The organism is Clostridium muellerianum, assembly GCF_012926525.1.
Classification (GTDB): Bacteria; Bacillota; Clostridia; order Clostridiales; family Clostridiaceae; genus Clostridium_AM; species Clostridium_AM muellerianum.
In genome coordinates, this window is the sequence record NZ_JABBNI010000022.1 from 37,338 (window position 1) to 63,089 (window position 25,752).

Sequence of the window (25,752 nt, forward strand, 5' to 3'; positions counted from 1 at the left end):
ATATGTTAGAGTAAATATTATATGAGAAATAATAATTTTTTAGGAGGAATAGCATTGAATAAATTTTCTTATTATTTAAAGGATTGCTATGGCTTAGATAAGTTTTCAAAATACCTTTTAATTATTTCCTTTATTCTTTCATTAAACAAGCATATGGTAATAATGGCAATAGTATTGGCAGCTTATGCTACCTGGAGAACTATTTCAAAAAATAGATATAAAAGATATCAGGAATTGCAAGGCTTTGAAAATAGTATTCTTATAATTAAACAAATAATATATAGGTTTAAAATGAAAGTTAATGATTTTAAGTATTACAAAGTATTCAAGTGCCCTGAATGTTCTCAAAAACTTAGAGTTCCTAGGAAAAAGGGCAAAATACTAATTACATGCAAAAAATGTCATACTGAATTTCATGGTAGAACTTAATATAATGATTACATTGCGACACAAGTAACAGAAGAAACGTTAAGCTGTATTCCAAATTATATATGTTGTGCAGGAACACTCGCTTCATTTAAGAAGTTCTAATGTTCCTGCACAACATATATCATTCTTCATACAGCTTAACGTTTCTTCTTACTTCAGTCTACATACATACTATTATCCCCATTATCTTAAAAGCGTAGCTTTCATAATAATTGCTTTTTATCCATATATTTTAAGTTAGTTATTCTAATCACAACTTAATGCGCAGCCTGTAAGTAGTGGGTTTATTTCCAGTTTTCAATCTATGTGTTATATAGTGCCTTATTCGACTCTTTTCAATCCTCGCAATTCTATTATACTAAAAGAAATATTTTTTGCTTTATATGTCTATACTGAAGGCTTCCGCCTGAATTTTTAAGAGCTAAATTATAAAATTATTCAACATTTTTTCATCCTATTTTCTAGTTTGTCCCTGACCATATATAATATATTTCATGGTAGTCAACTGATCAAGTCCCATTGGACCTCTCGCATGAAGTTTTTGAGTACTTATTCCTATTTCTGCTCCAAATCCAAATTCGCTTCCATCAGTAAAACGTGTAGATGCATTTACATATACCGCAGCTGCATCAACTTCATTTAAAAACCTCTGGCTATTTTTATAGTTATTGGTAATTATAGCCTCAGAATGTTTCGTTCCATATTTATAAATATGATCCATAGCTTCATTCATAGAATTTACAACTTTTATTGCTAAAATTAAATTTAAATATTCGGTTTCCCAATCCTTTTCTTCTGCAGAAACTATATCTTTTATGTATTTTTCAGTTTCACTGCATCCTCTTATTTCCACTTTTAAAGCTTTTAAAGTTTCTCCTAGCTTTGGTAAAAACTTAGGCGCAACATTTTTATGCACTAACAGAGTTTCCATGGCATTACATACAGCAGGTCTTTGAGTTTTTGCATTAACCACTATATTTTCAGCCATTTCTAAGTCAGCATCCTCATCTACGTACACATGACAGTTTCCAACTCCAGTTTCAATTACAGGTACAGTGGAATTTTTAACTACATTTTGTATAAGGCCCGCTCCACCTCTTGGAATAAGCACATCTATGTACCCATTCAACTTCATCATGCAGTTAACTCCTTCTCTGTCAGTAACTTCTATGAGCTCAATACTTCCCTTTGGAAGTCCTGATAGTTCTCCTGCCTTAATTATAGTATCTGCAATAGCCTTATTAGAATTTATAGCCTCTTTTCCACCCCTAAGTATTACAGCATTTCCTGACTTTATACATAAAGCTGCTGCATCTACAGTAACATTAGGTCTTGCTTCATAAATAATTCCTACAACCCCAAGAGGCACCTTTACTTGATCTATTTGGAGATTATTTGGCCTCTTCCACATTTTTACCCCCTGACCTATAGGATCATCCATGGAAGCAACATTTTTAAAACCTAATGCCATATCCTCTATTCTTTTATGATTTAAGGCTAATCTATCTAGTAATGCTTCAGTCATCCCACTGATCTTTCCTTCTTTTAGATCTTTTTCATTTTCCTTTAATATAAAATCCTCATTTTTTATTAAAGCTTCACTCATACTAATTAGCGCCTTGTTTTTTTCTTCAGTACTCAAATAAGCAAGTTTTCTTGATGCTTCTTTAGCCTTTAAAGCTTTTTCTAGTATATAATTATTAATATCCATACTCTTATTTCTCCCTCAACTTGTATTTTAAAATACAACCATGTTATTACAATGTATTATTTCATCATAATTTTTATATCCTAACTTATTCTCTATTTCATCTGTATTTAAAGCTTTAATTTGATCAATTTCACCTGAGCTATAATTAGTTATTCCTCTTCCTACTTCTTTGCCCATAGAATTTTCTATAGATACAATTTGCCCCTGTTCAAAAAAACCTTCAACAGTTACTACCCCTGTAGGTAAAAGGCTTTTATGATTATGAAAAATAGCATTAAAAGCTCCATCATCTACTACTAGCTTTCCCTTTGCATCAGTATTGAAAGTAATCCAATGTTTTCTAAGTGTAAGAGGATGTCTGCTTTGAGCAAACAAAGTACCTACTTCTTTTAAATTCACAATGTCCCTTATAACATTTTCCTGTCCACCATTTGCTATTACCATTGAAACACCAGCAGTAGTAGCGATCTTTGCCGCACTTACTTTAGTAGCCATACCTCCTGTACCTAGAGAAGAGCCCGCACCTCCTGCACACTTTTCAATTTCTTCTGTAATTTCTTCAACTTCGTGTATGAGATTTGCATCAGTATTTGTTCTTGGATTACTATCATATAATCCTTCAATATCTGAAAGTAAAATTAACAAATCTGCCTCAACAAAAGAAGCTACAGTTGCAGATAAAGTATCATTATCTCCAAACTTTATTTCGTCTACTATAATAGCATCATTTTCATTTACTATAGGAATAGCGCCCATTTCTGCTAAAGCAAAAAATGTATTTCTTGCATTTAAAAATCTGGTTCTATGTGAAATATCATCCTTAGTTATGAGAATTTGTGCTGCTACCTTTCCATATTCCGAAAAAATCTTTTCATACATATGCATTAATATTCCCTGTCCTATAGCAGCTGCTGCTTGTTTTTCCGGAATTGTTTTTGGTCTGCTTTTAAGCCCTAACTTTCCTATTCCAGCTGCAATAGCACCAGATGTAACTAATATAACTTCTTTGCCTTCATTATGTAAATCTGCTATTTGTCTTACAATTTTTTCAATTTGATTTAAATTTAAAAGACCACTCTTATGTGTTAAAGTAGAAGATCCAACTTTAATTACTATCCTTTTCACATTTTTTAAATATTTTTCTCTAAGCTTCATAATTTACTGGTTACAAAAATGTAACTTTAATCTGCTGCTTAAAATATAAACATATTACTCAATTTACTGAAAAACATACTATTTCATAGCTTAATTAGTTTGCCTATATTTGCAAAGTTTGCAGCAGACTTTTCACCACCTTCCTTATTTTTTTATCCAATGCCTCCCCTATGCTGTATACTAATTTTATCTATTAATGAACATGTAGCAACCACTGGATAAGCTTAACAACAATTTAATTGATATTAAACTTGATATACTTTTAAATGTCTTTGCCTACACTTTAAATTTTCAAAATATTATACTTCGTAATTTTCTTTTCATATATAATAATATATATTTGTAAGTTCTGCAACTATATATACATATTTTATTATATTTCTAAAGCACCATTTGTTACAAATTTCATTTCATATGAAAACTAACATTTTAAAGTATGCATCATTCTTCTAATACTTTATATGCAATTTATTAATAAAATTTCACAAATAAAATAAACCATACTATATTTCTTCTAACTTTATAATATAAATATAGTACAGTTTATATATTGTGAATTTATACCTATCTATTATTGGGGTTTGCTTATAAACATTTGTGAAAACATATTACTGTAAGGCCCACCCTGTCTTATGCCTATTCCTATATGAGTAAAATCAGGATTTAATATATTTTTTCTATGACCTGGAGAATTCATCAATGCATTTTGAGCATTTTGAACACTTTGATTTCCTGCAATATTTTCACCGGCTGCAACATACTTTACCCCAAAGGATTTCATCATGTCAAAAGGACTTCCATACTTAGGTGAACTATGACTAAAATAATTATTGTCTATCATATCTTGAGCTTTAATTCTAGCAACATTGCATAGTTGAGTATCAATTTTTAATGCAGGCAGATTATTTTGAGCACGAGCATCATTTACCATCTTTATCATCTGCTGTTCTGAAGCACTTAAAGTATTGGAATTTGTTTTTGCACTTGGCGTTTTGGGTAAATTTGTACCCTGTGCCCCTCCACCAGTACTTCCTTGAGGTGCTGTTTGTGTATTATCAGGTGTAGATTGGGGTTTTTTATCATCTACTACTACAGCCTTACTCTGTTCTTTGGGTACAAAACCAATTGAATTATCGGGAAGTTTTACTGCATACCAATCTTGAACTTTACTAACAACATCATAATAATTTCCTGAACTTGTTTTTTGCACTACAGCCGAATCATTAGAACAACCTCTTCTTATATTAGTGTTATCATCAGTTATTTTTATTCTCTGAACATTATCTGTTCCATATGCTGAAGATTCTACTCCACCAATAGGCTGTGCTTTCTTTTGCGATGTTTGATTTTGTGTAGCTGAACATCCAAATAAAGAAAGCGATAGTATACATATAGAAAAAATAGACATTTTCCTTTTCACTGTATTTCCACCTTTCTTTCTAAATTTACTTTAACACTTGTAACTTACAATATATTGGTTCAATTTCATAAAAAAGCATTAATAAATTCAACCTCATGCCAACTTTAAAATCACTTTATATTATTTAATGAGCATCTATATTATTAGTAGATATTATAAATTTTATTTAGGTAAATTTTTCACTTAATAAAAATTTTAAATTTAATTATGAAAATTTATCCACAACTATTTACATATTTTTAATTTGAAATTATTATATAACTATATATGTAATTATATATTTTATTTAATCAGTGTATTACGACAATTAATATACTAATATTTGTCATAAAAGGAGTTGTTTTCATGGAAAATGCTGAGAACATTGAAAATATTACCATTCACGCAAGAGAACCTTTAGTTTACCAAAGATCCAGAAGAAAAAGAGTTGCATTAAAAAGTGCTCGAGACTATTTAGAATTTAATGAATTAATGAAAAAAGAGTTGAATACTTATGGAGAAAGAAGAACATCTGATGTCGCTGAACTAATAATGTTAGTAAAAAATGTTCTACTAATGACTTCAGATGATACAAATTTAGAAGCTATTAGTTATTCAAAGAATATAATACCCATAATAGATTATAGCTTTAATATTGAAAAAACAAAATTGGATTTAGTTTTAGTTAAGGATTCAGAAATCTGCAAAAAAACTATAGCTTTTGGAAAATGTTCAGGTACATATATATGTGCTCATAAGATAAAAAATTCCAACTTATTAAGTATAGGTATTCCTTATTCAAACATACCAGGTTATACTATACATATAATTTATTAATTTTAAAATAACAGAGTAGAGGTGTTATTATGACAAATGATGAGTTGTATAACCGTATAATGGTTATGCCAAGCGTTAAAAGTGCAGTGGCTTTTATAAAAGATTCCAATATAACTAAATCTGACTTAAGTAAATTATGTAAAAGATATAATATAATCATAGAAATTAAAGTTACCAAAGAAAAAATGATTGATATATTTATTAACTCTACACTTGGTGTGAAATTGAGAAAGAAAAAAATTAATAAATATAATACTAAATAAAAAAAGTTCTTATCATCAACTGGGGTTTTCTTCTTCCCCAGTACATACAACTTGTAATGTTCCTTATTAATATTACAAATTATTGATATATTAAAAAGTTGTGCTAGCCAAACCAGCACAACCTTTAATTACATTATGGAGCGGGTGAAGGGAATCGAACCCTCGTAACTAGCTTGGGAAGCTAGCACTCTACCATTGAGTTACACCCGCATAATAAAATTTATAATTTCACTAAACCTTTATGATACTTTAAATTTTACCATTTATAACATCATGTGGTTCCATTTCATACATTAACATATTTAAATGCACAAAAAATTCTCCAGTTTCATGCTAAATTCTTTAAATATCACGTCATGACACGCCAGGATCTGTATAAGTCTGTTTTTTAATTTAAAAAACTATGAAATTAAGATATTAATCCTATATTTCATAGTTTTTATTATTAATTACTATTATTTTATAAGCATTGGTAGTGTATTTGCAGCATGAGGCATCAAATAAGTCTTAAGATTTTCTCCTTTTTCTTTATATACTATTTTTAAAGCTTCATCTACAGTTTTTACTACAGTAATATTAGCATTTTTAACTAATTCTTGTTTAATATCTGATACCAAAATCACTTTAAATTTATAAGCAGTTTCACACATACAATATGCTATAAATTTCCCAATTGAGAAATTGTTCCTCACAAATCTTTCTCTATCTAAAATATTATCATAATTTAAAATTAAATCTTGAATTTCTTTTCCTCCTCCGAGACCTTCCCTGCATTGAAGTAGTGCAATTATATATCCACCTTCGTTTACTGCTTCTCTAGCATTAGTCAATGTTTTTGTAGCTTGATATAAATTTATATCCTTTGGATATCCTCCTGAACTGGCAATTACCAAATCAGCTTTCTCCTTTATATTTACCCCATCTATGTTCTTTAAAATTTTCGTTCCCTGCTCATGAGCTGCTATATAGTTTCCTGCTACGGCAGCAGCTATTTCTCCTTCTGATCCCATTATTACATTAAACATAAAGGTTGGTCTTACAAAACTAGCTGCTTGAATCATATCCTGATGTACAGGGTTATTTTCTGTACCTCCTGCATATACCCCATCTCTTATACTTTCTCCTAAGTTATCATTTAATGAAAGAGAATGATTCTTCATTATGGTTTCCGCGCCAGATATACCAGGTAAGATGCTTTTCTTTCCCCCTGAATAACCTGCAAGTAGATGATATACTATACCTCCTGTAATTACTATATGATCACATTCCATAGCGATTTTATTTATATAAACAGAATTACCATATGTAGTTTCTCCAAGATATACTAAATTATCTTTGTCATAGCAATCATGATCTATAACCTGAAATCTTGAAGCAAGCTTTTCTCCAAGTAATTTTTCATGCTCTTCCCTTGTTTGTTTTCTGTGCGACCCCAATGCACTTATAAAAATTATATCTTTATCCAAAGCCCCACCAGAATTTATTTCTTCTACTATCTTATTTAAGTACTTATCCGTTTTCTGCCATGTTCTTGTAACATCTGGAATTACCACACATACTCTTTCACCTTGATGTACAAGTTCTCTAAGCCTAGCACTTCCTATAGGGTTTTCTAAAGCCTCTTTAATAATTTCATCTTCACTTTTTTCTTTCTTTAATCTATTAGATTCTATTACCCCAATTAAATTTTCTTCCTTTACACATACCTCTATGGATGTACTTCCATATTTCATTTCAACTCTTTTCATTTTAAAATGCCCCCTTTTATTTAGCTTTCCATAAACTGATATACTTTAACTTTCACTTAAAGCTAATCAATTTCTTCCATAGCATCAATGGTGTTTTTCTATGGAAAATGGAGTTATTAAGAATATTATAAGACAAACTATCCATTCTGCATATATAAAATGAGGCAATATTCTTATTGCCTCATTTTACCTATCAAAAAGCTGTACTAATTCTTCCCTTGTGAGTTTATTTATCATACTGCTATTCTTAAGTTCTCCTGTAATAATATTATGAATTAATTCCTTCTTATTTTCCTGAAGTGAAATAATTTTTTCTTCTATAGTTCCTCTTGCAACTAGCTTAATCACCTCAACTACACTTTTTTGTCCTATTCTATGCGCTCTATCCGTTGCTTGATCTTCTACTGCTGGATTCCACCAGGGGTCAAAATGAATAACTAAATTTGCTGAAGTTAAATTAAGACCAGTTCCTCCTGCTTTTAGTGAAATTAAAAATACTTTTACATTATCGCTGCTATTAAATTCATTTACTAATTTAACTCTTTCTTTAGATGCAGTTGAACCATCTAAATAAAAATAATCAATATCTTTTTCCTGTAAAGATTCTCTTATTTTTTTTAAAACAGAAGTAAATTGAGAAAATAAAAGTATTTTACCACTTGAATCTATGTGTTCTTCTACCAATGACAAAGCAACTTTAAGTTTTCCATTTCCACCTTTATATTCATTAAATACAATAGATGGATCTAAACAAATTTGCCTTAATCTTGTTAAATAAGAAAAAATCTCTATTTTCCCCTGAGAATTATTTTTTACTTTTGTTCTAACATCTTTTATATAAGCACTATATATTGATTTTTGAGCTGATGCCATTTCAACTAATATCTTCTTTTCTATTTTATCTGGTAAGTCTTTAATAACTTCTTTTTTGGTTCTTCTTAAAATAAATGGCTTAATTGACAACTTGAGATTATCTAAATCGCAGTCATCATTTATAAATTTTTTTTCAAAAACTTGTTTAGAATATAAGTATCCAGGCATTATAAAATCAAATATAGACCATAATTCCATTAAGTTATTTTCAATAGGTGTTCCAGTAAGTGCAAATCTTACTTTTGCTTTAATACTTTTTACAGTTATTGTATTTTGAGCTGTATCATTTTTTATGTTTTGTGCTTCATCTATAATACAATAATCAAATTCAACATTCTTATACTTATCAATATTATTTTTCAAAGTACCATAAGTAGTTAAAATTACATTATTTTCATCTATTATATTTTCATGTTTTACAGAACTTCCATATGCAATTCCTACATTTAAAGTAGGTGCAAATTTTTTAATTTCATCTTTCCAATTATAAATTAATGAGGTTGGAGTAATTATTAAAGTTTTTTTACTCTCTTCTGATGTAATAAAAGCTATTGTTTGAATCGTTTTACCTAGTCCCATCTCATCAGCTAAAATCCCACCAAGCTCTAAATTACTTAAATTTTTAAGCCATTTAAAACCACTTAGTTGGTATTCTCTAAGTACTGCTTTCAAATCTTTGGGTGTTTCTATTTCTTTATTATTTATATTTTTTATCTTATTTTCTAAGTTTTGTAGTAATTCACTACCCCTTTTAAACTTAAAACTTTTATTATTTAAGATTGGTGCTACATATAAAGCCTTATTTTTTTCTATAATTACACTGTCTTCTACGCTTTCATTAATGTTTAAAGTTTGTATTAAATTAAAGAAGCTTCTTATACCTTCATCTTCAAAATCTATGAATCCGTTATTCTCAGTTTTATAAAACTTATTATTAGATTTATAACTTTCAAAAATTCTATTAAACTCACCAATTTGAACATTTTCAATATTGTAATTTAACTTTAGATATCCATCTTCCTCACATAAATCTAGTTCCATAAATGATGAATCATAAACTTTATTCTTTAGCCCTTTTCCAATGACAACATTTCCTAAAGAATGTATGCTGTTTGGTGCATTTGTTAAAATTGCAAAAAGATCTTCATCATCTCCAATGAACATAAATCTACTTTCTCTTTTTATAAATTTATAACTTTCAAGTCTCATAATAACTTTTTCTTCTTTATTAAAATTTCTTATAAGCTTTTCTTTGCTGTGAGCATCCTCTAGTATATTAAATTTACTACTATTATAAATTACAGACGCATCACAATAAATATTAGATCCTTCTTTGTAAATAAAAAATTCTAATTTAAAAGAATTAGATCCAAACCTTTTTACACTTTCTGATATAGTAATATCATTAGAAATATTGCTTAATAGGAAAATAATCTTGTTGTAATTTTCCATAGTTTTAGCGTACATAATTTCATTTTTTATTTTAAATTTATTATAAAAATAAGTATATTTTTCAATTTGATTCTTTGAAGGCAAATAGATCTTATCATTAAAAAGGTAAACATCATTACTTTCATTCAAAGTAATTGGTAACTTCTTATGAGTTGTTAATATAAAACGTTCATTTCTCTCTTTTAATGTGAAACTGAGTGGCAAGTCTTCATTGATAACAAGTGATTTATATTCTATAGCATTATATTTGAATATAATCTTACTTCCACAAATACACTTTAGAAATGTTCTTAGTTCTTTAGGTTCAATTATTAAATTTCTTCCTACAGACAATAGTCCTTTATTTCTATTAATATGATCTCTAATAAAATCTATAATTTTCATAGTTTCAGGTGAAATAACATGCTTTTTAGGATTGTAAATAAATTGATTATTAAAGGATATACTTGTTTTATTATCTATATGAAGTATAAAGTTTTTTAGATCCATAATTAAATATTTATGTTCTATACCACATCTAAATTCCAATTCATAATTAGTTGTGCCTTTCCAATATTTATGAGTTATCTTCACATCTATATTCAATTCAACTTTTTTATTATTTTCAGCTAATCCGCTTTTAACAGCTGCTTTTTTATAAAATAAACTTAAAAACTTATATGCACTGGCTGTTAAATGCTCACACATAAATAATTTTTTATTCATAGAAATTTCCCTAAAATCATTGCAGCTACAGCTTACATCTTCTAACTTTTTATTTTGTAAATCTAATTTTATATGCGTTTTAAAAGTTTTTTCACTATTACTATTACACACATCTCCATAGATATGATATGTATTACCTATATTTTTTCCCTTTATATTTGAAACAAATCCTTCTTTGAATATCTTTTTTCCACTTTTTCTCATAAAATTAGATGATGGTTTGAAAATTGTTTCTTCTAATTCTTTTAAATTCATTTTCTCACCACTTTCCTATATTATTTAAATACTTAATTATTAAATTCAACTTTCACAGTTTAAAAATATTAAGTCGAGAGTTTATATGTATGAAAATTCAATTATTAATAATTTGGAATCTACAGCAAATACTTAATACATCTTCATTAACATCTGCTGTTATACTTCCATTCATCTTATGAATTAATCCTTTTACAATAGCAAGTCCAAGCCCTGTTCCTTTTCCACTGCGTGTTTTATCCGCCATATAAAATCTATCAAAAATGCTTTTTACATCATTTAAAGTTAACTCTACAACTGTATTTTTAACCTCTAATACTGCTACACCCTTTTCTACTCTTAAATATACTTCTACATTATCTTTTGCATATTTAACACTATTACTTAATAAATTTTCAATTACACGCTGTAAAGATTTTTCTTCAGCTATAACATATATATTTTCTTTAGGCATTTCTATTTTAGGCCTTATATCTCTATTTATAAAATCAGTATATTTTCCAAGTACAGCTTCTTGTAATATTTTATTAATATTCAACTTTTCTAAATTTAATTCATAATCTAAAGATTCTATTAAAGAGAGTTCGTAAAAATCATTTAATAAACTTTCCAATGCTTTTGCCCTTTTTTCAGCTATACTTAAATACTCCTTTTTTTCCTCTTCGCTGGTATTATCTAATTTCAAAAATTGAATATATCCTATAATTGATGTTAAAGGCGTTCTAAGGTCATGGGACATATTTGCAATGGTTTGTCTTAAATCATTTTCTAGCTTAACTCTATCTGCTTCACTTTGCTTTTTTACCTGTATAATTTCATTTATTTTTTCAGCTAAAGTCTCAATTTTTTTGTTTAATAATCCTATTGTTATCTTTTTATCCACTTTATTCTTATTAATATCTGTAATCTGATTTGTTATACTTTTCATTTGCTTTTCTATATAGAATAAACGAAAGGCTAAAATTGCTACTGTAATTAATAAGACTATAATTATATATACCACTTTTCCCCCTACCTTTCTAAATCAATTCCCCTTTGGAGGTTGTTTCATTACTATTATAAATGAAAAAAACAAATATGCAACCATACACTGTTTAATAAATATTCAATTCTAATATTCTATGCATATTGCAAAATAAATTTTTATACTAATATATATATGTTATTTATTGAAAGGACTCATAAGCCTTAACATCATTAAATTGTTTTTTACTTAATATGTAGAATTTCAAATATATTCATATTGAAAAATAAAGGGTTGCTACTATATATGAATATACTCTAAAATATATTAGGGGGAAGGAAGTGTTTATAATGGCACCAGGAACTGAACATTCTGAATTGAAAAATCAAAGAATTTCTAAGAATGCAGCACTATATCTTTGTGCAATAGCATTCTATTATATTTCATCAGGCGCATTTAGCTTACTTCAGGGGATATACATTAAAGAACTGCATATAGGTGAAACCTTTTTAGGATCTCTTCTAAGTTTAAGAATTCTTGCAACAGCATTATTTTCAATTCCAGGAGCTATGATTGTCAACAAATATGGAAAGAAAAAAGGAATATTACTAGGAATATGTTTTGTTCCTGTAACGTCTCTATTTCAAGGATACTTTGAAAACAAATTATTAATTCTAATATTTGCAACACTTCAAGGATGTGCTATGTCTTTTCTAATGGTTTCCGAAGGTCCATTTTTCATGGAAAACGGTACTGAAAAAAATAGACTGAAACTTTTTAGTTATTCCTTTGCTGATAACGTTTTTGCAACAATGCTAGGATATTTTATTTTTGGACACGTATCAGGAAAATTAAATACATTTTTAGGATCAGTTATATCCCTTAGATATTCAATAATTACAGCTTCACTAATGGGTATGATTGGCTGTATTTTTGCATTTTTGCTTAAAGAAAATAACTCAGTAGTTTACAAAAATACAGGTAACTTTTATAAAGATTCCTTAAATATTCTAAAACAAAAAAAGCCATCAAAGTTTTTAATATATAATTTTATAATAGGCTTTGGTGCTGGACTTGTTGTTCCATATTTTAATGTATATTTAAAGTATAAAGTAAATATCACTACAGAACAAATAGGTATAATTATGTCTTTGTCAATGGCTGCAATGGGCATAGGCGGTCTTATAACTCCAATTATGGCTCGAAGGTATGGTAAAGTAAAAACTATAATAACCTGTCAAATAGTTTCTATTCCTTTTTTAATGCTTATTGCAATGCCACCATCAATAATTATTGTGTCACTGGCATTATTTATTAGAAATGCCTTGATGAATATGACTGGACCAATTGTAAACAATATGGCAATGGAATTAGTACAAGGAAATGAAAGGTCTATATTTGCAAGTATGAATAATATTTCTAATAATTTAAGCATGGCATTAAGCGCAGTTATAGCTGGAATTATAATGAATCATTTGGCTAATGGATATGAAATACCATATTTCATAACAGCTATTATGTATTTCATAGCTACTTTATATTTCTACAAATATTTTAAAACTTTTGAAAAAGTAGATACTTTAGTTTCTGCACCTAAACAAATTTAATTTATTTACACACATATATATAAGTGGATGGCACTATAAAACATTAAATTGGAGGTTTTTTAATAGAATAAAATTGATATAATAAAACTATAAATAAACTTAGCTAAGCGAGTGATCATATGAAAATTAACATTGAAAGAAATGGTAAAACTGCTTTATACCTTCAAATTAAAAATCAAATAAAGGATATGATTTATTTAAAAAGACTTCCTTTAGATTACATATTGCCATCTGAAAGAGAGCTTGCAAAAACATTACATGTTAATAGAAGTACAGTTGTTAAAGCTTATGAAGAACTTAAGGCTGAAGGTCTTATTGATTCACAGATTGGTAAAGGAACCTATATTGTTTTCTGTGATGAAAATACACTAAAAAATAGCTCCCTAAACTTTAGAAAACATTTATTTTGGGATGAAATATACAGTGAAAATTCAAAAAATAATCATAATGATGTTATTAGTAGAATAATGGATATTGGAAATAATAAAATAATTTCCTTTGCTGGTGGTATTCCATCACCTGACCTGTTTCCCAAAAATGAATTTCAAAAAGTTCAAATTAAATTGTTAAAAGATGAAGTAGAAAACATGTTTTTACACAGTCCAGTAACTGGATACAATGAACTAAAAAAAGAAATTAAAAATTTGATGCTAAATAGAGAAGTTAGAATATCTACTAAAAACATAATGGTTACTTCAGGATCTCAACAGGGATTGGATTTAATTGTAAGAGCCTTTGTAAACCCTAATGATATAATTTTAGTAGAAGAACCTACATTCTTCGGTGCTATTCAATTATTTGAAGCTATAGGTGCTAAAATTATAGCAGTACCTGTTGATGAATATGGAATTCAAGTTGATGCGCTAGAATACTTAATAAATAAATTAAAACCGAAATTTATTTACAGCATTCCAAATTTTCAAAATCCAACTGGAATTACTATGAGTTTAGAAAGAAGATATGAACTTATCAGCATTATTGAAAAGTATGGTATTCCTATAATTGAGGACGACCCTTATGGTGAACTAAGATATGAAGGAAAAGATTTACCTCCTTTAAAAGCTTTAGATAAAAATGATTATGTTATTTATTTAAGCACATTTTCAAAAATAATTTCTTTAGGTCTTAGGGTTGGTTGGATAGTCGCACCAGAGATGGTAATAAATAAATTACATTCATTTAAACAATTAACAGATTTACATGTAAATACCTTAAGCCAGCATATAATATGTGAATTTCTAAAGCAAAGCTACTATGAAAATCATATTAAAAGAATAAAAAAAGAATATACCTTGAAAAGAAATCTAATGATTAAGGAATTAGAAAAAAACTTCATGGAAGTAGAGTTTTACAAACCACAAGGAGGATTCTATTTGTGGTGTAAATTTCCAAACAATATTGATTTAAATTTACTATTAAAAAAATCAATAAAAAATAAAGTAAATTATATTTGTGGAAATTCTTTTTATGCTAAAAATAAAGAAAAAAGCAACTTTATTAGACTAAATTTTACTTATCCTAAGAGAAAAGAAATAGTTACAGGTATAAAACGATTAAGAAACAGTTTAGATGAAATAATTAAAAAGGAGATGTACTAGTTGAAAAAAATTGGTTTGATTGGTGGAATGAGCTTTGAATCATCCCTGGATTATTATAAAATTATAAATGAAACTACTCAATTAAAATTAGGAGGACTTCATTCTGCTGAATGCTTGATGTATTCAATAGACTTTGAAAAAATAGAAGTATTGCAGCATGAAAATAAGTGGGAAGAGTTAACTGATATTATGGTGAATATTGCTAAAAGACTTAAAGATGCAGGTGCAGATTTTATTGTAATATGCACCAATACAATGCACAAAATGGCAAATGCTATAGAAAGTAACGTAGGAATAAAAGTTTTACATATAGCTGAAGCAACTGGTTACAAGATAATTGAAAAGAACTTAAAAAAAGTTGCATTACTTGGAACTAAATTTACTATGGAACAGGATTTTTATAAAAAAGTATTAAAGGAAAGGTTTGATATTGATGTAATCATTCCAAATGAAGCTGACCGAAATATAATTCATGAAATTATCTATAATGAACTATGTAAAGGCATAATAAATAAATCTTCAAAAGAAAGATATAAAAAAATAATAAAAAATCTAGAATTAAGTGGTGCTGAAGGAGTAATATTAGGCTGTACGGAAATACCTTTACTTATAAAACAAGAAGATGTTGATATTCCTGTTTTTGATACCACAACAATACATGCCATTTCTGCAGTTGAATTTGCTCTAAATAAATAATATCTAAATTGTTAATACGAATTTTAAAAATATTGCGAAGTAAAGTGTAGTGAAAGTTTTGATTTTAACTTTTACTACGTGATAGGATAAGCGTTTACTCACTGCTAAATATTTTTAAGCAGAGAGCCAAAATCTGTGATTTTGTACGAATCGCTTACTCCGCTGAGGAAACGAAGTGGAGCTTCCATTTATAAATAAAGCTCAAAGTTAAGGAAAACCTAAGAACTTTGCCAAACTCGGTTCCCTCAAACAAGGCTAAAGTTCTAAGGCTTTCCTTAACTTCTCGCTAAGACTAATAAGAAAACAATTTAGCTAATGTGAGTAAACGCTTATCCTATATCCCTACGTAAAAGTTAAAATCAAAACTAGTAACTTCAGTTGTACATATCAATATTGATAATTTTATAATTTAGCTCTTAAAAATTCAGGCGGAAGCCTTCAAGATAGAAAAATAAATCAAAAATATTCATTTTAGTGTAATATAATTGTGAAAATTAAAAAAAATCAAACAAAACATTATATAACACATAGATTTAAAATTGGAAATAAACCTACTACTTACAGGCTACGCCTTAAGTTGTGATTAGAATAACTAACTTAAAATATATAAATGAAAAATAATATAAAAGTATACATAGAAACTGCTGAACCTCTTGTTTTTCCTCCAAGCATACCAATTAATGAAATCAACGTTGGAGTAATAATTGCAATACCTATTACAAAAATCACACTCATAATAATCATAAATAAAGCACTTGTACTAAGTCCTATAATTGAAAGTAATAATGAACCTCTAAGAACAGACATAATATTGAATTTTTCAACTAACTTTCCTGCATATGGTGACAATACCATTCCAATAATCCCTATAAGCCTAACGTATAATATTTGTTGAGTAGTAAAATTAAATTTAGGACTACTTAGGAAATTACCTAAGGCACTGTACATACCAACAAATGACAACAATAGTACTATCGCAACAATATATGCATATTTCAATGACTTTATCTTAAATACATTTTTCATCTGTTTAAATACTTTTGAAATATTAGTATCAGGCTGGCTTATAGGAATATTAGGTATAAACAATATTATTAATAAAGTAGTTATTAAATATACAAGTCCAAGAATATAAAATACAAAGTTCCATCCTATATATTGATTTACAAAACTACTAAAAACTTGTCCAATTATTCCTGCCATCAAAAATCCTGTACTAATAAATCCAATAGCTACAACTCTTTTTTTAGGTGGAAATAATTCTACTGCATATGAAAGAGCTACAGGTGAAAAACTTGCTGCTGCTGCACCTTGTATTCCACGAAGTATAATAAGTATTACTAAATTATGTACTGTTCCTAAAAGGAAAGAAATAGCCGTCAAAGCACTTAATCCAATAATTATTACTTTTTTACGGCCATAGCGATCAGATAATGGTCCATGACACAAGCATCCAATTGCAAAACAAAGTGAAAATCCACTACTACTCCATACAGCTTTAGAAACCTCCACTGAAAAAATTTGTGAAAATGTTGAAACCAATGGAATTGTAACATACAAACTAGACATTATAACTAATCCTGACCAAAATAGTATTAATGTAATTAACGAATAATTTTTTGTATTATCTATATTCTTTGAAATAACATTATTCATTTTCAAAACCTCCAAAATTTTAATTATTAAAATAATATAATTGCTAAGTTCCCTTATATGATAATATCTTATCAACTACTTTATGTTCTATTAATTATCTTAAAAATCCAATTTTACAACTAACTAGTTTAAACTTAATATATAAAATTAGGAATCGTATTTACTATCTATTTTTCTGAAAGTTCCTTATTGCAATTTGCACAGACCCCATAAAATTTAAGACTATAGTTAGTTATTTTTAAACCATATTTCTTCTCAATTTTGCTTTTAACAAGATCTAACATAACTTCCTCTATTGGATATACTTTACCACACTCCTTACATATAAAATGAGGATGTTGATGTTCATTACCTGGTTCCATAAATTCATATCTGATTCCATCTTCATCAAAATCAAATCTACAAACTATACTGTTTTGCTCCAATAATTGCATAGTCCTGTAGACAGTGGCAAGACCAATTTCAGGATATTCCTTTTTTATAATCATATAAATTTCCTCAGTAGTTAGATGTTTATGTTGATTTTTAATAATAACATCTAATATTTTTTGTCTTTGTAATGTTAATTTAACCCCCTTTATTTTTAAATCATTTTTTACTTTTTCTAATAAATTCTCCATAAATACCTCTCGTATTTTCAAATATTTTTATTTTTTAACAGCAATAATTACTCCATCACCAATAGGTATAAGACTACTTTCAAGTTCAGGACAGTTAACAACTAATTTATTAAATTCATCAATAGGTTCAATAAGTTCACTCCATTTTTTTTCTAAGTCCAATACAGGAAAAAGAGTATCTTCTGCTATTAATAATCCTCCTGTTTTTAAAATATTTAAGCAATGATCAAAAAGTTCTGGATATAATTTTTTATCTGCATCTTGAAATATTAAATCAAATTTATCTTTAATATTAGGAATTATTTCTCTTGCATCTCCAATTTTTAATTCAATGTATTTTTCAAGACCTGCATTAATAAAATTTTGTTTAGCCTCTTCTGCTACTTTTTTATCATATTCAATAGTAGTTATCTTCCCTCCATATTCTTTTACAATTTCAGCCATGGATGTAGTTGAATATCCTATACTAGTTCCAATTTCTAAAATTCTCTTTGGTTTTATAATTCTAATCATTAACTTTAACATTCTTGCAACATCATCATCAATAACTGGTATAAAATCTTTTAACTGAGTTCTACTTATATATTCTTTCTTTTTTATTCCTTCTTTCTTTTCATATAATCCTTTGATATACAAATCAATTTTGTCAAAATCCATAATACACACCTTCCAATATTTTATTGGCGTTACATGTAACATGCGTTTATTGTAACACTTGTTACATATAACGTCAATTATATTTTTAAAATGCAAAAAAATAAAACTCTTTATGTATATTAATTTCATAAAGAATTTTTAACTTGTTCTTCAATATTAAGTTTGTCTAAAATCAAAAACGTCACAATATCACTTGGTTTCCTTCACCCCAGTTTACTGCTGTACCTTGTCATTTTTATAAACTTCCTGCGAATATTCCTGCAATCTTACGTTTGCCTTTTCCAGCATCTCCTTTGCCTTATACTTACTTTCTGAATTAAAATAATCTCTCCTTACAATTTTATCATACCAACGTTGAAATTTTTTTAAATCTTCTTCAGCTTCTTCAAGTTCTGAAAATTTAAATTTTCCTTTTTCGGTTTCCCTATCAAGTTCATATATTAATCTTTCACAATTATCTTCAAATTCACTATATTCCTCATCTATTTGCTGCATAAACTCTGATACAATAGATTTTTCATCTTCTTCACTTACAAAAGTAAGTTCACTTAAAGTTGATTTTCCACCTAAATTATTAACTTCCTCTCGAAGATTTTTTAGAATTTCAAATAATTTATCTTCATAAGGCAATAAAGCAACTCCCTGCTGCAAATAAACAGCTCCTATTTCTTTGATTTTCCTCCAAATATACACTCTATTTTTAGAAGTATTACTTGGAACTTTATATGTAAGAGATAAAAACTTTATACTCATAGTTCACCATCCTATCTAATAATCAAAAAAGTTTATTTAACTTATGAATGAATTATTCTAAACATATAATTCATTTACATCTCCAGAAGCTCCAACTGACTTTTTACTCTATCTTTTACAAGATTTAAAAACGTTTTTGGTCCTAATACTTTTATAACTGGACCAAAGGATAATATTCTTATTAAAAGCTCCTTTTCATCCTGTTTATCATAATATATATAGCTTATATACTTATCTGTTTCTTCATCATATTCTGTTCTTTTTTCATAACTTGCAAAATGCAGCATACATCTTTCCAATGCATTTCTTTCTTTCGATATTTCAATAACAACGGGCTCTGTACATTTGCTCTGATTTATGTATTTATAAAGTTCTTCTATATCACCTATAAATTTTTCATTGGAAGACTCTATGCTAGATATCCTAGCTATATTTATAATTGCTCTAGTTACAATTTTATTGTATCTTATTCTAACTGTATATACTCTAAATTTATCATTCTTGCTTGAATACTGAATTTTTAAAGGAATATAGCTTCCTATGATAAAACCCCTTTTTCTATTTTCGAAGCATATTGTAATGGCTCTTTTATCCTTTAAGGCCTCAATAACCATACGAAAATTTCTAATATAATTTTCATCCTCATAGTTATCACCATCTAAAAACATATCATAATAATAAAAATCATTAACATCAAATAGCGGCTCTACATCCTTTAAATATTGTTTCAAATACAAAATTTCCTGCTGCTTCAAAAAAAGAACTATACGCTTATCTGATAGTATAGCTTTTAACCAAGATTTTTCAAGTAGTGTCAAAGGCCGTTTAACTTCTCCATTTAATTTTGATATGTATTTACCATCTTTCTCATCTAAAAGCTGCCAATCTCCATGAATAAGTTTTGGAAGTATATAAAAAGCACTTTCGGAAAAACCATTATTATTAATAATATTAGTTATTATTTCTTGTGTTACAGGTTCTTTAGATGCTGTATTCAAAATCTTCTCCATAACCTTATAGTAACAACTATAAATTTCAGAAAACAACTCCATTATTACTCTTCCTTTCTTAAATACATATCCTTCATTCTCTTCATATCATTACAAAACCTATTTGTTACAAATTCACTTGCACCTTCTATAGATATAATTCTTCCAGTAAAACTTTTAACCCAAGCCATTATTTCATTTGTATCAAATATTTTCTTAGAATATATATAAATATTCTTGTCCACCTTTTCTAATTTACCTCCCCTGCCTTCTCTATTTATACGGTTCATAATATAACTTTCCTTTTCCTCGTCAATATAAAGTTTTATAAAAATTTTTTCTTCTCTGTCTTTGCCTCCAAAGGATACTCCCCAACATTTATCTAAATTTCTTTCCAGCTTATCCTTTAGGAATTCATAATTGCTGCATACATCCAAAATTTTTACAGACTTTACATAATCCAATCTATAATTTACAAATTGCTTTCTATTTTCATTATAAATGTTAATATATCTTCTACCAGTTTGAGTACTTGCAAATATTTTTAAAGGTACCCCTTCATAAACATTCTTATTTATAAGTCTCTTACTTTCATTAACAAAACGAATTACCCTTTTTTCTTTTATTGCTCTTAGTATACTTAAGAGCACATTATCTTCTAAGGTATGTACTAAAAAATGATGCTTAAAACTAAAAATATTATTTTTCTTGTCTTCATTGCTAAGAAGATAGTTTCCTACAACTCCAAAAGGTGCTGCTTCCTGATAATACATTAGTGCATCAACTATATTTTCATAATTAATAGAAATTGTTTTTAAGTAATCTTCTGTTAAACTATAATAAAAGGTCTTTCCATTTTTAGAAACTGTTAAAAATCCTTCCTTAACATATTCTTTTACTTTAATTCTTACAGTTTGAACATCAAAGCATATTAAGCTTTTCTCGCAAATTTCATTAGTTATTTCCTCTATACTAAGGTAAGATCTTCTTTTTAATAAGTCTAATATGTAAAAATGCAGCATTATATCATTATCAGTGAAACTTTTTGATTTCCAAGCAGAATAGAGAGGATTTTCAGTAATACTTGAGCTATCAAGGGATATAAAAATCTTTTTACCTCTCCTTGAATTATCCCATTTTATATAATCTCCCAAATAACTTTCAATTCTGCGCCTTTCATTGTCATAGGTTCGTGAACTTTTTTGTTTAAAATCATTTCTTGCTTTAAAACCATATATATAGAAATCACGCATATAATCTCTAATCTTCTCAAAGTTTTTAATAAGCTCCGAAAACTCTGCCATAATACTTCCCTACCTTTTTTTCTTATGCAATTATTAATTCAAGTTTACTTTCACTGTATTTTACCAATCATTTGTGAAAAAATCAATTTTTAGAATTAATTTAGGCATATGAAAGAAAATAGCAAGTCAAAGATGTTAGTATATTTTGTGTCAGACAAGGAAACAGGTTCCGCTGATAGTTGTTCTATCAAAGGGTTCTGTTGACGCAGTATGACGCAAAATATACTAACATACTGACTTGTTATTTTTTTGAATATGCCTTATATGAAATAAAATAGCTATAAATTAAGTTAATATATTTATTTTTAACTAAGTGGCATCAACATAATTTACCTTATTACTTATGACAAAATATGTAAGTGTTTTTAATTTACCATTTTTTGCATATATAACTTCGCAACCTTTTTTATATGAATGATAAAAAAACAAATGGTAATATCTATATATAATTTAATACATCAAAAAGGAGAATTCACATGTTTACTATTTATAATAAAAAAACTAAAAAACCAATAAAAATATGGCTTAAAAATGAAAGTACTATACCTACTGAAAGCCGTAAAAATAATAACTACAAAGAATTCCTTGACGCAATTAAAACTCATTTTAATTTAATAATTAAAAATAATACATCATTATTTACTACAAATTCAAAAGGTTTATTTGATGTATTTTTAGATAACTTACCACAAGAAGCAAGACAACACTATAACTGTAATTCCTGCAGAAACTTTGTTGAAAGTTATGGTGGATTAGTTACCATTACCAATAATGGAGAAACCATATCAGCCTTGTGGGGAGAAGTTCCAGAATTTTTTGCACCTTCAGTACAAGCTATGAAAAACATTGTTCTTAAATCAAAAGTTAATGGAGTTTTTTTATCAGAAAGTGGAATTTTAGGCAAACCAGTTACAGGAATATGGCATCATATGTCAGTTACACTACCAGAAGAAATAACTTACCATTCAAAATTAATAAATGCTAATCAAGCTATGGCAGAAAAATTAGAGGATTTCAAAACCTTAAACAGAGGTTTAGTAGAGTATCCTCTAGAGGCTGTAGAACAAGCAGTAACCCTCTTAAAAACTGAATCATTATATAGATCCGAAAAATGCTTAGGTGTTGCTGAATGGTTAAAAAGCTTGCATATTAAGTGTTCTAATACTAAAAATAGTTATATAAAAGATAATATAATATGGCTTGCAGTTGCAACAGCTCCAACAGGTTTCTGCCATATTAAAAGCTCAATGATAGGTACCTTATTAGATGATATAATAAGTGAATTAGATTTTGATTTAATTAGCCGTAGATTTGCTGAAAAAATGCATCCTTTGAGATATCAACGTCCACAAGCAGCACCCTCAGCTGGAAACATAGCACAAGCTGAAAAAATTATAGAAAAGCTAGGAATTCAAAAATCCTTACTTCGTAGATTTGCTAGATTAGATGAAATTAACACATTGTGGAAACCAACAAATAAAGAGGAACAAGGAAAAAAGCAAGGAATTTTTTCACACATTATACCTAAAAATAAAGAGAAACATTCAAAAATAGATATACCACCAATTACAATGACCTGGAAAAAGTTTTCTGAAACAGTTCTTCCTTATGCAGAAAATATAGAATACCTTGTTAAAGGTGGAACTGATAGTTTTTCCGCTATTCTTACAGCATCTTATGATGATACACCTCCTATCTTACAATGGGATAAGGAAGATCAAAGAAATCCTTTTTCATGGTATGTATATGTTAATGGATCACTTTGTAGTAGTTGGGGGCTCTCTACAGGCTACTGTAGGGTAACTGGAATTTGTCTTCAACCTTCTATGTGGTATGATAACTTTGAATATCAAGGCAAAGCTGTATTCTTTATATTACAAGGTGCAAAAGATAATAAATTTGAAGGCTCAGGTAACTGTTTATTTCCTAGTATGTTAAAATCCAACTTACACCAAATACGTTCAACTATTGAATCATATTCTAAAACTGCAACTATTGAAGGTTATACTGAAGCTTCAGCATGTGGCATTAGATTACAATATGGCGATAACTGGAACACTACATTTAGAGTTACAACAAATGTAGGAACAGCCACATATAAACTTGATAGATGGGACTAGAATTCTATACTATATATCAAAAAGCGGCTATCATATTAAGGGTAAATACTACAGTATATTGTGCTAATTTTAAATTTCCAAAGCAATATATTGTATGTATATTTCCTAGTGTGAAACCCACAATATATAGTATTTATAATTTAGGCACATTCAATAAAATAACTAGTCAAAGATGTTAGTCTATTTTGTATCAGACAAGGAAGCAGGTTCCGCTGATAGTTGTTCTATCAAAGGGTTCTGCTGACGCAGTATGATGCAAAATAGGCTAACATACTGACTAGTTATTTTATTGAATGTGCCTTATTTAATATCTGAATTTTTAAACACATAAATTCCTACTAATGTGGTTATAATTATGGTTACTATTCCCATGATAACTGCTTGTAAAATTTCTCCTCTTGTAACTTTATCTGATAACATAATGGTTGATTGTCCAAATATAAACTTACCGGCAATCCATCGTAATGAAGGTTTTTGAACAGACATTATTTCAAAAATCCTATTCATAAAATCTAAACCTACAACTATAATTATAGAAATATTAATATTTTTACATACAAATGCTATTAAAACAAAGACACTTGCTATAGATATATATATAATTATCATAATTAAAATTGTTTTTAGTAAAAATATTAATGAATTAAAGCAAAATACCTCTCCATATCCATTAATTTTGCTATTTATGCCACTAATTATAAGTGGTGGCATAAATGTAATAATCATAGTACCTACATAGCAAGCTATAATTTTTGATACAAAAATATTAATTCTCTTGTGTCCATAAGAAATAAAATTTTTAATATACCCTGAAGTAAACTCTATAACTATATGATCTGAAACAAAAATTCCTATTAAAATATTTAATGCCAATGCTCCTTGAATTCCAAGTAAATAAAATAATGATTCTTTGCCACCCATTAATTGAAGTTTATCTGAAAAAGTATAAACTAAAATGGATTGAAGCAAATTTAAAAACACACATAAATAAAGAGTTTTAGATGTTTTTAATTTATTAAGTTCTACTTTTATTAAATTAAACATTTTTGGCTTCCTCCACTACTCTAGAAAAGTATGTTTCTAAGTCTTCCCCCATAGGCATTATTTGTTCTACTGTTATTCCCTCTTTTACAAGTACTTCAGTTACCTTTCCAGACTCACCTATATAATCGTACAATTTAATAATGTTATCAGGTAAAACATTATAATTAGTTGTATTTAACTTTTTATTTAATATAACAGCTGCTTTAGATGTATTATCAACTTTGATATAAATAAAACTTTTACATTTTTCATTCAATTCATCTATAGTTATTTCTTCTATTATTCTCCCTTTATGAATTATTCCATAGTAATTTGCAACATGATAAAGTTCTCCTAATATATGGCTAGAAATAAGCATTGTAACCCCATATTCTTCATTTAGTTTTTTTAATAATTCACGTATTTCAATTATTCTAATTGGATCTAAGGCATTAATAGGTTCGTCCAAAATTAAAAATTCTGGTTCACCAAGTAATGCCATTGCTATTCCTAATATCTGCTTAGTTCCTAACGATAATGTTTTTACCTTTTTATCTTTTATATCATTTAATTCCAACATATCTAGTACTTTTTCTATGCAACCTTCTCCTGGTATGCCTTTTTGAATTCTATTAATATGCATATTTTCATAAACTGTTTTATTTTCATAAAGTGATGGAGTTTCTATAATAGCACCTATTCTACTTCTACTATGTTCTACTTTATCTTTTTCATGCTCTCCGAACAATTCAATATTGCCACCATCTTGAGTTATAAGTCCTGTTATAATTTTTATTAATGTGCTTTTCCCTGCCCCATTTAAACCAATAAGACCATATATCTGACCTTTTTTTATTGTCATATTTATATTATTAAGCACATTAGTATCTTTATATTTTTTAGTAACTCTGCTTAGCTTTAATATAGGGTCATCCATT

The 25,752-nt window shown here is 27.9% G+C and carries 21 protein-coding genes and 1 tRNA gene; 7 read left to right on the forward strand and 15 right to left on the reverse strand.

Going from position 1 to position 25,752, the window contains the following annotated elements; translation table 11 throughout:
- Positions 1–54 precede the first annotated feature (54 nt).
- Positions 55–429: a hypothetical protein gene (locus HBE96_RS12235; protein WP_169298039.1), complete on the forward strand. Its 375-nt coding sequence runs from the start codon at positions 55–57 to the stop codon at positions 427–429.
- Positions 430–883: 454 nt separating this feature from the next.
- Here HBE96_RS12235 and HBE96_RS12240 read toward each other — a convergent pair whose 3' ends face one another.
- The 3 genes from HBE96_RS12240 to HBE96_RS12250 form a co-directional block, all read right to left on the reverse strand.
- Positions 884–2,140 carry a glutamate-5-semialdehyde dehydrogenase gene (locus tag HBE96_RS12240; RefSeq protein ID WP_169298040.1) on the reverse strand — a complete coding sequence of 419 codons (1,257 nt, stop codon included), beginning with the start codon at positions 2,138–2,140 and terminating at the stop codon, positions 884–886.
- Between the two features lie 27 nt (positions 2,141–2,167).
- Positions 2,168–3,295 carry a glutamate 5-kinase gene (gene proB, locus HBE96_RS12245; RefSeq protein ID WP_169298041.1) on the reverse strand — a complete coding sequence of 376 codons (1,128 nt, stop codon included), beginning with the start codon at positions 3,293–3,295 and terminating at the stop codon, positions 2,168–2,170.
- Positions 3,296–3,866: 571 nt separating this feature from the next.
- A complete protein-coding gene (locus tag HBE96_RS12250; RefSeq protein WP_169298042.1) occupies positions 3,867–4,715 on the reverse strand; it encodes a CAP domain-containing protein in 849 nt (282 codons plus the stop codon).
- 345 nt (positions 4,716–5,060) lie between these two features.
- Between HBE96_RS12250 and HBE96_RS12255 the strand changes: the two genes are divergently transcribed.
- Both HBE96_RS12255 and HBE96_RS12260 read left to right on the forward strand, forming a co-directional pair.
- Complete coding sequence (locus HBE96_RS12255; protein WP_169298043.1) at positions 5,061–5,531, forward strand: hypothetical protein; 471 nt, start codon at positions 5,061–5,063, stop codon at positions 5,529–5,531.
- 29 nt (positions 5,532–5,560) lie between these two features.
- Positions 5,561–5,794 carry a hypothetical protein gene (locus HBE96_RS12260; RefSeq protein ID WP_169298044.1) on the forward strand — a complete coding sequence of 78 codons (234 nt, stop codon included), beginning with the start codon at positions 5,561–5,563 and terminating at the stop codon, positions 5,792–5,794.
- A gap of 136 nt (positions 5,795–5,930) precedes the next feature.
- On the opposite strand, the gene HBE96_RS12265 is transcribed toward HBE96_RS12260, so the two are convergent.
- The 4 genes from HBE96_RS12265 to HBE96_RS12280 all read right to left on the reverse strand — a co-directional run bounded on the left by HBE96_RS12265 (position 5,931) and on the right by HBE96_RS12280 (position 11,755).
- Positions 5,931–6,004: transfer RNA gene (locus HBE96_RS12265), tRNA-Gly, on the reverse strand.
- 245 nt (positions 6,005–6,249) lie between these two features.
- Entirely contained in the window at positions 6,250–7,542 is a 1,293-nt protein-coding gene (locus tag HBE96_RS12270; protein ID WP_169298045.1) for a lactate racemase domain-containing protein, read from the reverse strand.
- A 186-nt stretch (positions 7,543–7,728) separates the two neighbouring features.
- The gene (locus HBE96_RS12275) at positions 7,729–10,827 is read right to left on the reverse strand and encodes a DEAD/DEAH box helicase (RefSeq protein WP_169298046.1); all 3,099 of its coding nucleotides are present in this window, start codon (positions 10,825–10,827) and stop codon (positions 7,729–7,731) included.
- A gap of 97 nt (positions 10,828–10,924) precedes the next feature.
- On the reverse strand, positions 10,925–11,755 hold the full coding sequence (locus HBE96_RS12280; protein WP_206154916.1) for a sensor histidine kinase: 831 nt from the start codon (positions 11,753–11,755) through the stop codon (positions 10,925–10,927).
- A gap of 386 nt (positions 11,756–12,141) precedes the next feature.
- Here HBE96_RS12280 and HBE96_RS12285 point away from each other — a divergent pair, with 386 nt between their 5' ends.
- From HBE96_RS12285 to HBE96_RS12295, 3 genes are all read left to right on the forward strand, one after another.
- Complete coding sequence (locus tag HBE96_RS12285; RefSeq protein WP_243186927.1) at positions 12,142–13,398, forward strand: MFS transporter; 1,257 nt, start codon at positions 12,142–12,144, stop codon at positions 13,396–13,398.
- Between the two features lie 119 nt (positions 13,399–13,517).
- Positions 13,518–14,996, forward strand: a complete 1,479-nt coding sequence (gene pdxR / locus HBE96_RS12290) for a MocR-like pyridoxine biosynthesis transcription factor PdxR (RefSeq protein WP_169298049.1) — start codon at positions 13,518–13,520, stop codon at positions 14,994–14,996.
- Positions 14,997–15,692 (forward strand): aspartate/glutamate racemase family protein, encoded by a 696-nt coding sequence (locus HBE96_RS12295; protein WP_169298050.1) that lies wholly within the window; start codon positions 14,997–14,999, stop codon positions 15,690–15,692.
- 597 nt (positions 15,693–16,289) lie between these two features.
- Here the strand turns inward: HBE96_RS12295 and HBE96_RS12300 are convergent.
- The 6 genes from HBE96_RS12300 to HBE96_RS12325 all read right to left on the reverse strand — a co-directional run bounded on the left by HBE96_RS12300 (position 16,290) and on the right by HBE96_RS12325 (position 21,671).
- Complete coding sequence (locus HBE96_RS12300) at positions 16,290–17,348, reverse strand: MFS transporter (RefSeq protein ID WP_243186925.1); 1,059 nt, start codon at positions 17,346–17,348, stop codon at positions 16,290–16,292.
- 167 nt (positions 17,349–17,515) lie between these two features.
- The gene (locus tag HBE96_RS12305; protein ID WP_169298051.1) at positions 17,516–17,968 is read right to left on the reverse strand and encodes a Fur family transcriptional regulator; all 453 of its coding nucleotides are present in this window, start codon (positions 17,966–17,968) and stop codon (positions 17,516–17,518) included.
- A 27-nt stretch (positions 17,969–17,995) separates the two neighbouring features.
- Positions 17,996–18,625: an O-methyltransferase gene (locus HBE96_RS12310; protein ID WP_169298052.1), complete on the reverse strand. Its 630-nt coding sequence runs from the start codon at positions 18,623–18,625 to the stop codon at positions 17,996–17,998.
- A 213-nt stretch (positions 18,626–18,838) separates the two neighbouring features.
- Complete coding sequence (locus HBE96_RS12315; RefSeq protein ID WP_169298053.1) at positions 18,839–19,378, reverse strand: Chromate resistance protein ChrB; 540 nt, start codon at positions 19,376–19,378, stop codon at positions 18,839–18,841.
- Between the two features lie 74 nt (positions 19,379–19,452).
- Positions 19,453–20,430, reverse strand: coding sequence for a WYL domain-containing protein (locus HBE96_RS12320; RefSeq protein WP_169298054.1), 978 nt, complete (start codon positions 20,428–20,430; stop codon positions 19,453–19,455).
- A gap of 2 nt (positions 20,431–20,432) precedes the next feature.
- Entirely contained in the window at positions 20,433–21,671 is a 1,239-nt protein-coding gene (locus tag HBE96_RS12325) for a WYL domain-containing protein (RefSeq protein WP_169298055.1), read from the reverse strand.
- 476 nt (positions 21,672–22,147) lie between these two features.
- On the opposite strand from HBE96_RS12325, the gene HBE96_RS12330 reads away from it, so the two are divergent.
- Positions 22,148–23,791 carry a hypothetical protein gene (locus HBE96_RS12330; RefSeq protein ID WP_206154917.1) on the forward strand — a complete coding sequence of 548 codons (1,644 nt, stop codon included), beginning with the start codon at positions 22,148–22,150 and terminating at the stop codon, positions 23,789–23,791.
- Positions 23,792–24,091: 300 nt separating this feature from the next.
- On the opposite strand, the gene HBE96_RS12335 is transcribed toward HBE96_RS12330, so the two are convergent.
- Entirely contained in the window at positions 24,092–24,835 is a 744-nt protein-coding gene (locus HBE96_RS12335) for an ABC transporter permease (protein WP_169298056.1), read from the reverse strand.
- Positions 24,828–25,751, reverse strand: coding sequence for an ABC transporter ATP-binding protein (locus tag HBE96_RS12340; protein ID WP_169298057.1), 924 nt, complete (start codon positions 25,749–25,751; stop codon positions 24,828–24,830). Before HBE96_RS12340 ends, HBE96_RS12335 begins: the two co-directional genes overlap by 8 nt.
- Between the last annotated feature and the right edge of the window lies 1 nt (position 25,752).

Bases quoted from the DNA above. Each gene is read 5' to 3' on its own strand.
- HBE96_RS12260 (WP_169298044.1), top strand. From the start codon at position 5,561: ATGACAAATGATGAGTTGTATAACCGTATAATGGTTATGCCAAGCGTT.
- HBE96_RS12330 (WP_206154917.1), top strand. From the start codon at position 22,148: ATGTTTACTATTTATAATAAAAAAACTAAAAAACCAATAAAAATATGG.
- HBE96_RS12315 (WP_169298053.1), bottom strand. From the start codon at position 19,378: ATGAGTATAAAGTTTTTATCTCTTACATATAAAGTTCCAAGTAATACT.
- HBE96_RS12310 (WP_169298052.1), bottom strand. From the start codon at position 18,625: ATGGATTTTGACAAAATTGATTTGTATATCAAAGGATTATATGAAAAG.
- HBE96_RS12255 (WP_169298043.1), top strand. From the start codon at position 5,061: ATGGAAAATGCTGAGAACATTGAAAATATTACCATTCACGCAAGAGAA.
- HBE96_RS12270 (WP_169298045.1), bottom strand. From the start codon at position 7,542: ATGAAAAGAGTTGAAATGAAATATGGAAGTACATCCATAGAGGTATGT.
- pdxR (WP_169298049.1), top strand. From the start codon at position 13,518: ATGAAAATTAACATTGAAAGAAATGGTAAAACTGCTTTATACCTTCAA.
- HBE96_RS12335 (WP_169298056.1), bottom strand. From the start codon at position 24,835: ATGTTTAATTTAATAAAAGTAGAACTTAATAAATTAAAAACATCTAAA.
- HBE96_RS12240 (WP_169298040.1), bottom strand. From the start codon at position 2,140: ATGGATATTAATAATTATATACTAGAAAAAGCTTTAAAGGCTAAAGAA.
- proB (WP_169298041.1), bottom strand. From the start codon at position 3,295: ATGAAGCTTAGAGAAAAATATTTAAAAAATGTGAAAAGGATAGTAATT.
- HBE96_RS12275 (WP_169298046.1), bottom strand. From the start codon at position 10,827: ATGAATTTAAAAGAATTAGAAGAAACAATTTTCAAACCATCATCTAAT.
- HBE96_RS12320 (WP_169298054.1), bottom strand. From the start codon at position 20,430: ATGGAGTTGTTTTCTGAAATTTATAGTTGTTACTATAAGGTTATGGAG.
- HBE96_RS12300 (WP_243186925.1), bottom strand. From the start codon at position 17,348: ATGAATAATGTTATTTCAAAGAATATAGATAATACAAAAAATTATTCG.
- HBE96_RS12340 (WP_169298057.1), bottom strand. From the start codon at position 25,751: ATGGATGACCCTATATTAAAGCTAAGCAGAGTTACTAAAAAATATAAA.
- HBE96_RS12285 (WP_243186927.1), top strand. From the start codon at position 12,142: ATGGCACCAGGAACTGAACATTCTGAATTGAAAAATCAAAGAATTTCT.
- HBE96_RS12280 (WP_206154916.1), bottom strand. From the start codon at position 11,755: ATGAAAAGTATAACAAATCAGATTACAGATATTAATAAGAATAAAGTG.
- HBE96_RS12305 (WP_169298051.1), bottom strand. From the start codon at position 17,968: ATGGAGAATTTATTAGAAAAAGTAAAAAATGATTTAAAAATAAAGGGG.
- HBE96_RS12325 (WP_169298055.1), bottom strand. From the start codon at position 21,671: ATGGCAGAGTTTTCGGAGCTTATTAAAAACTTTGAGAAGATTAGAGAT.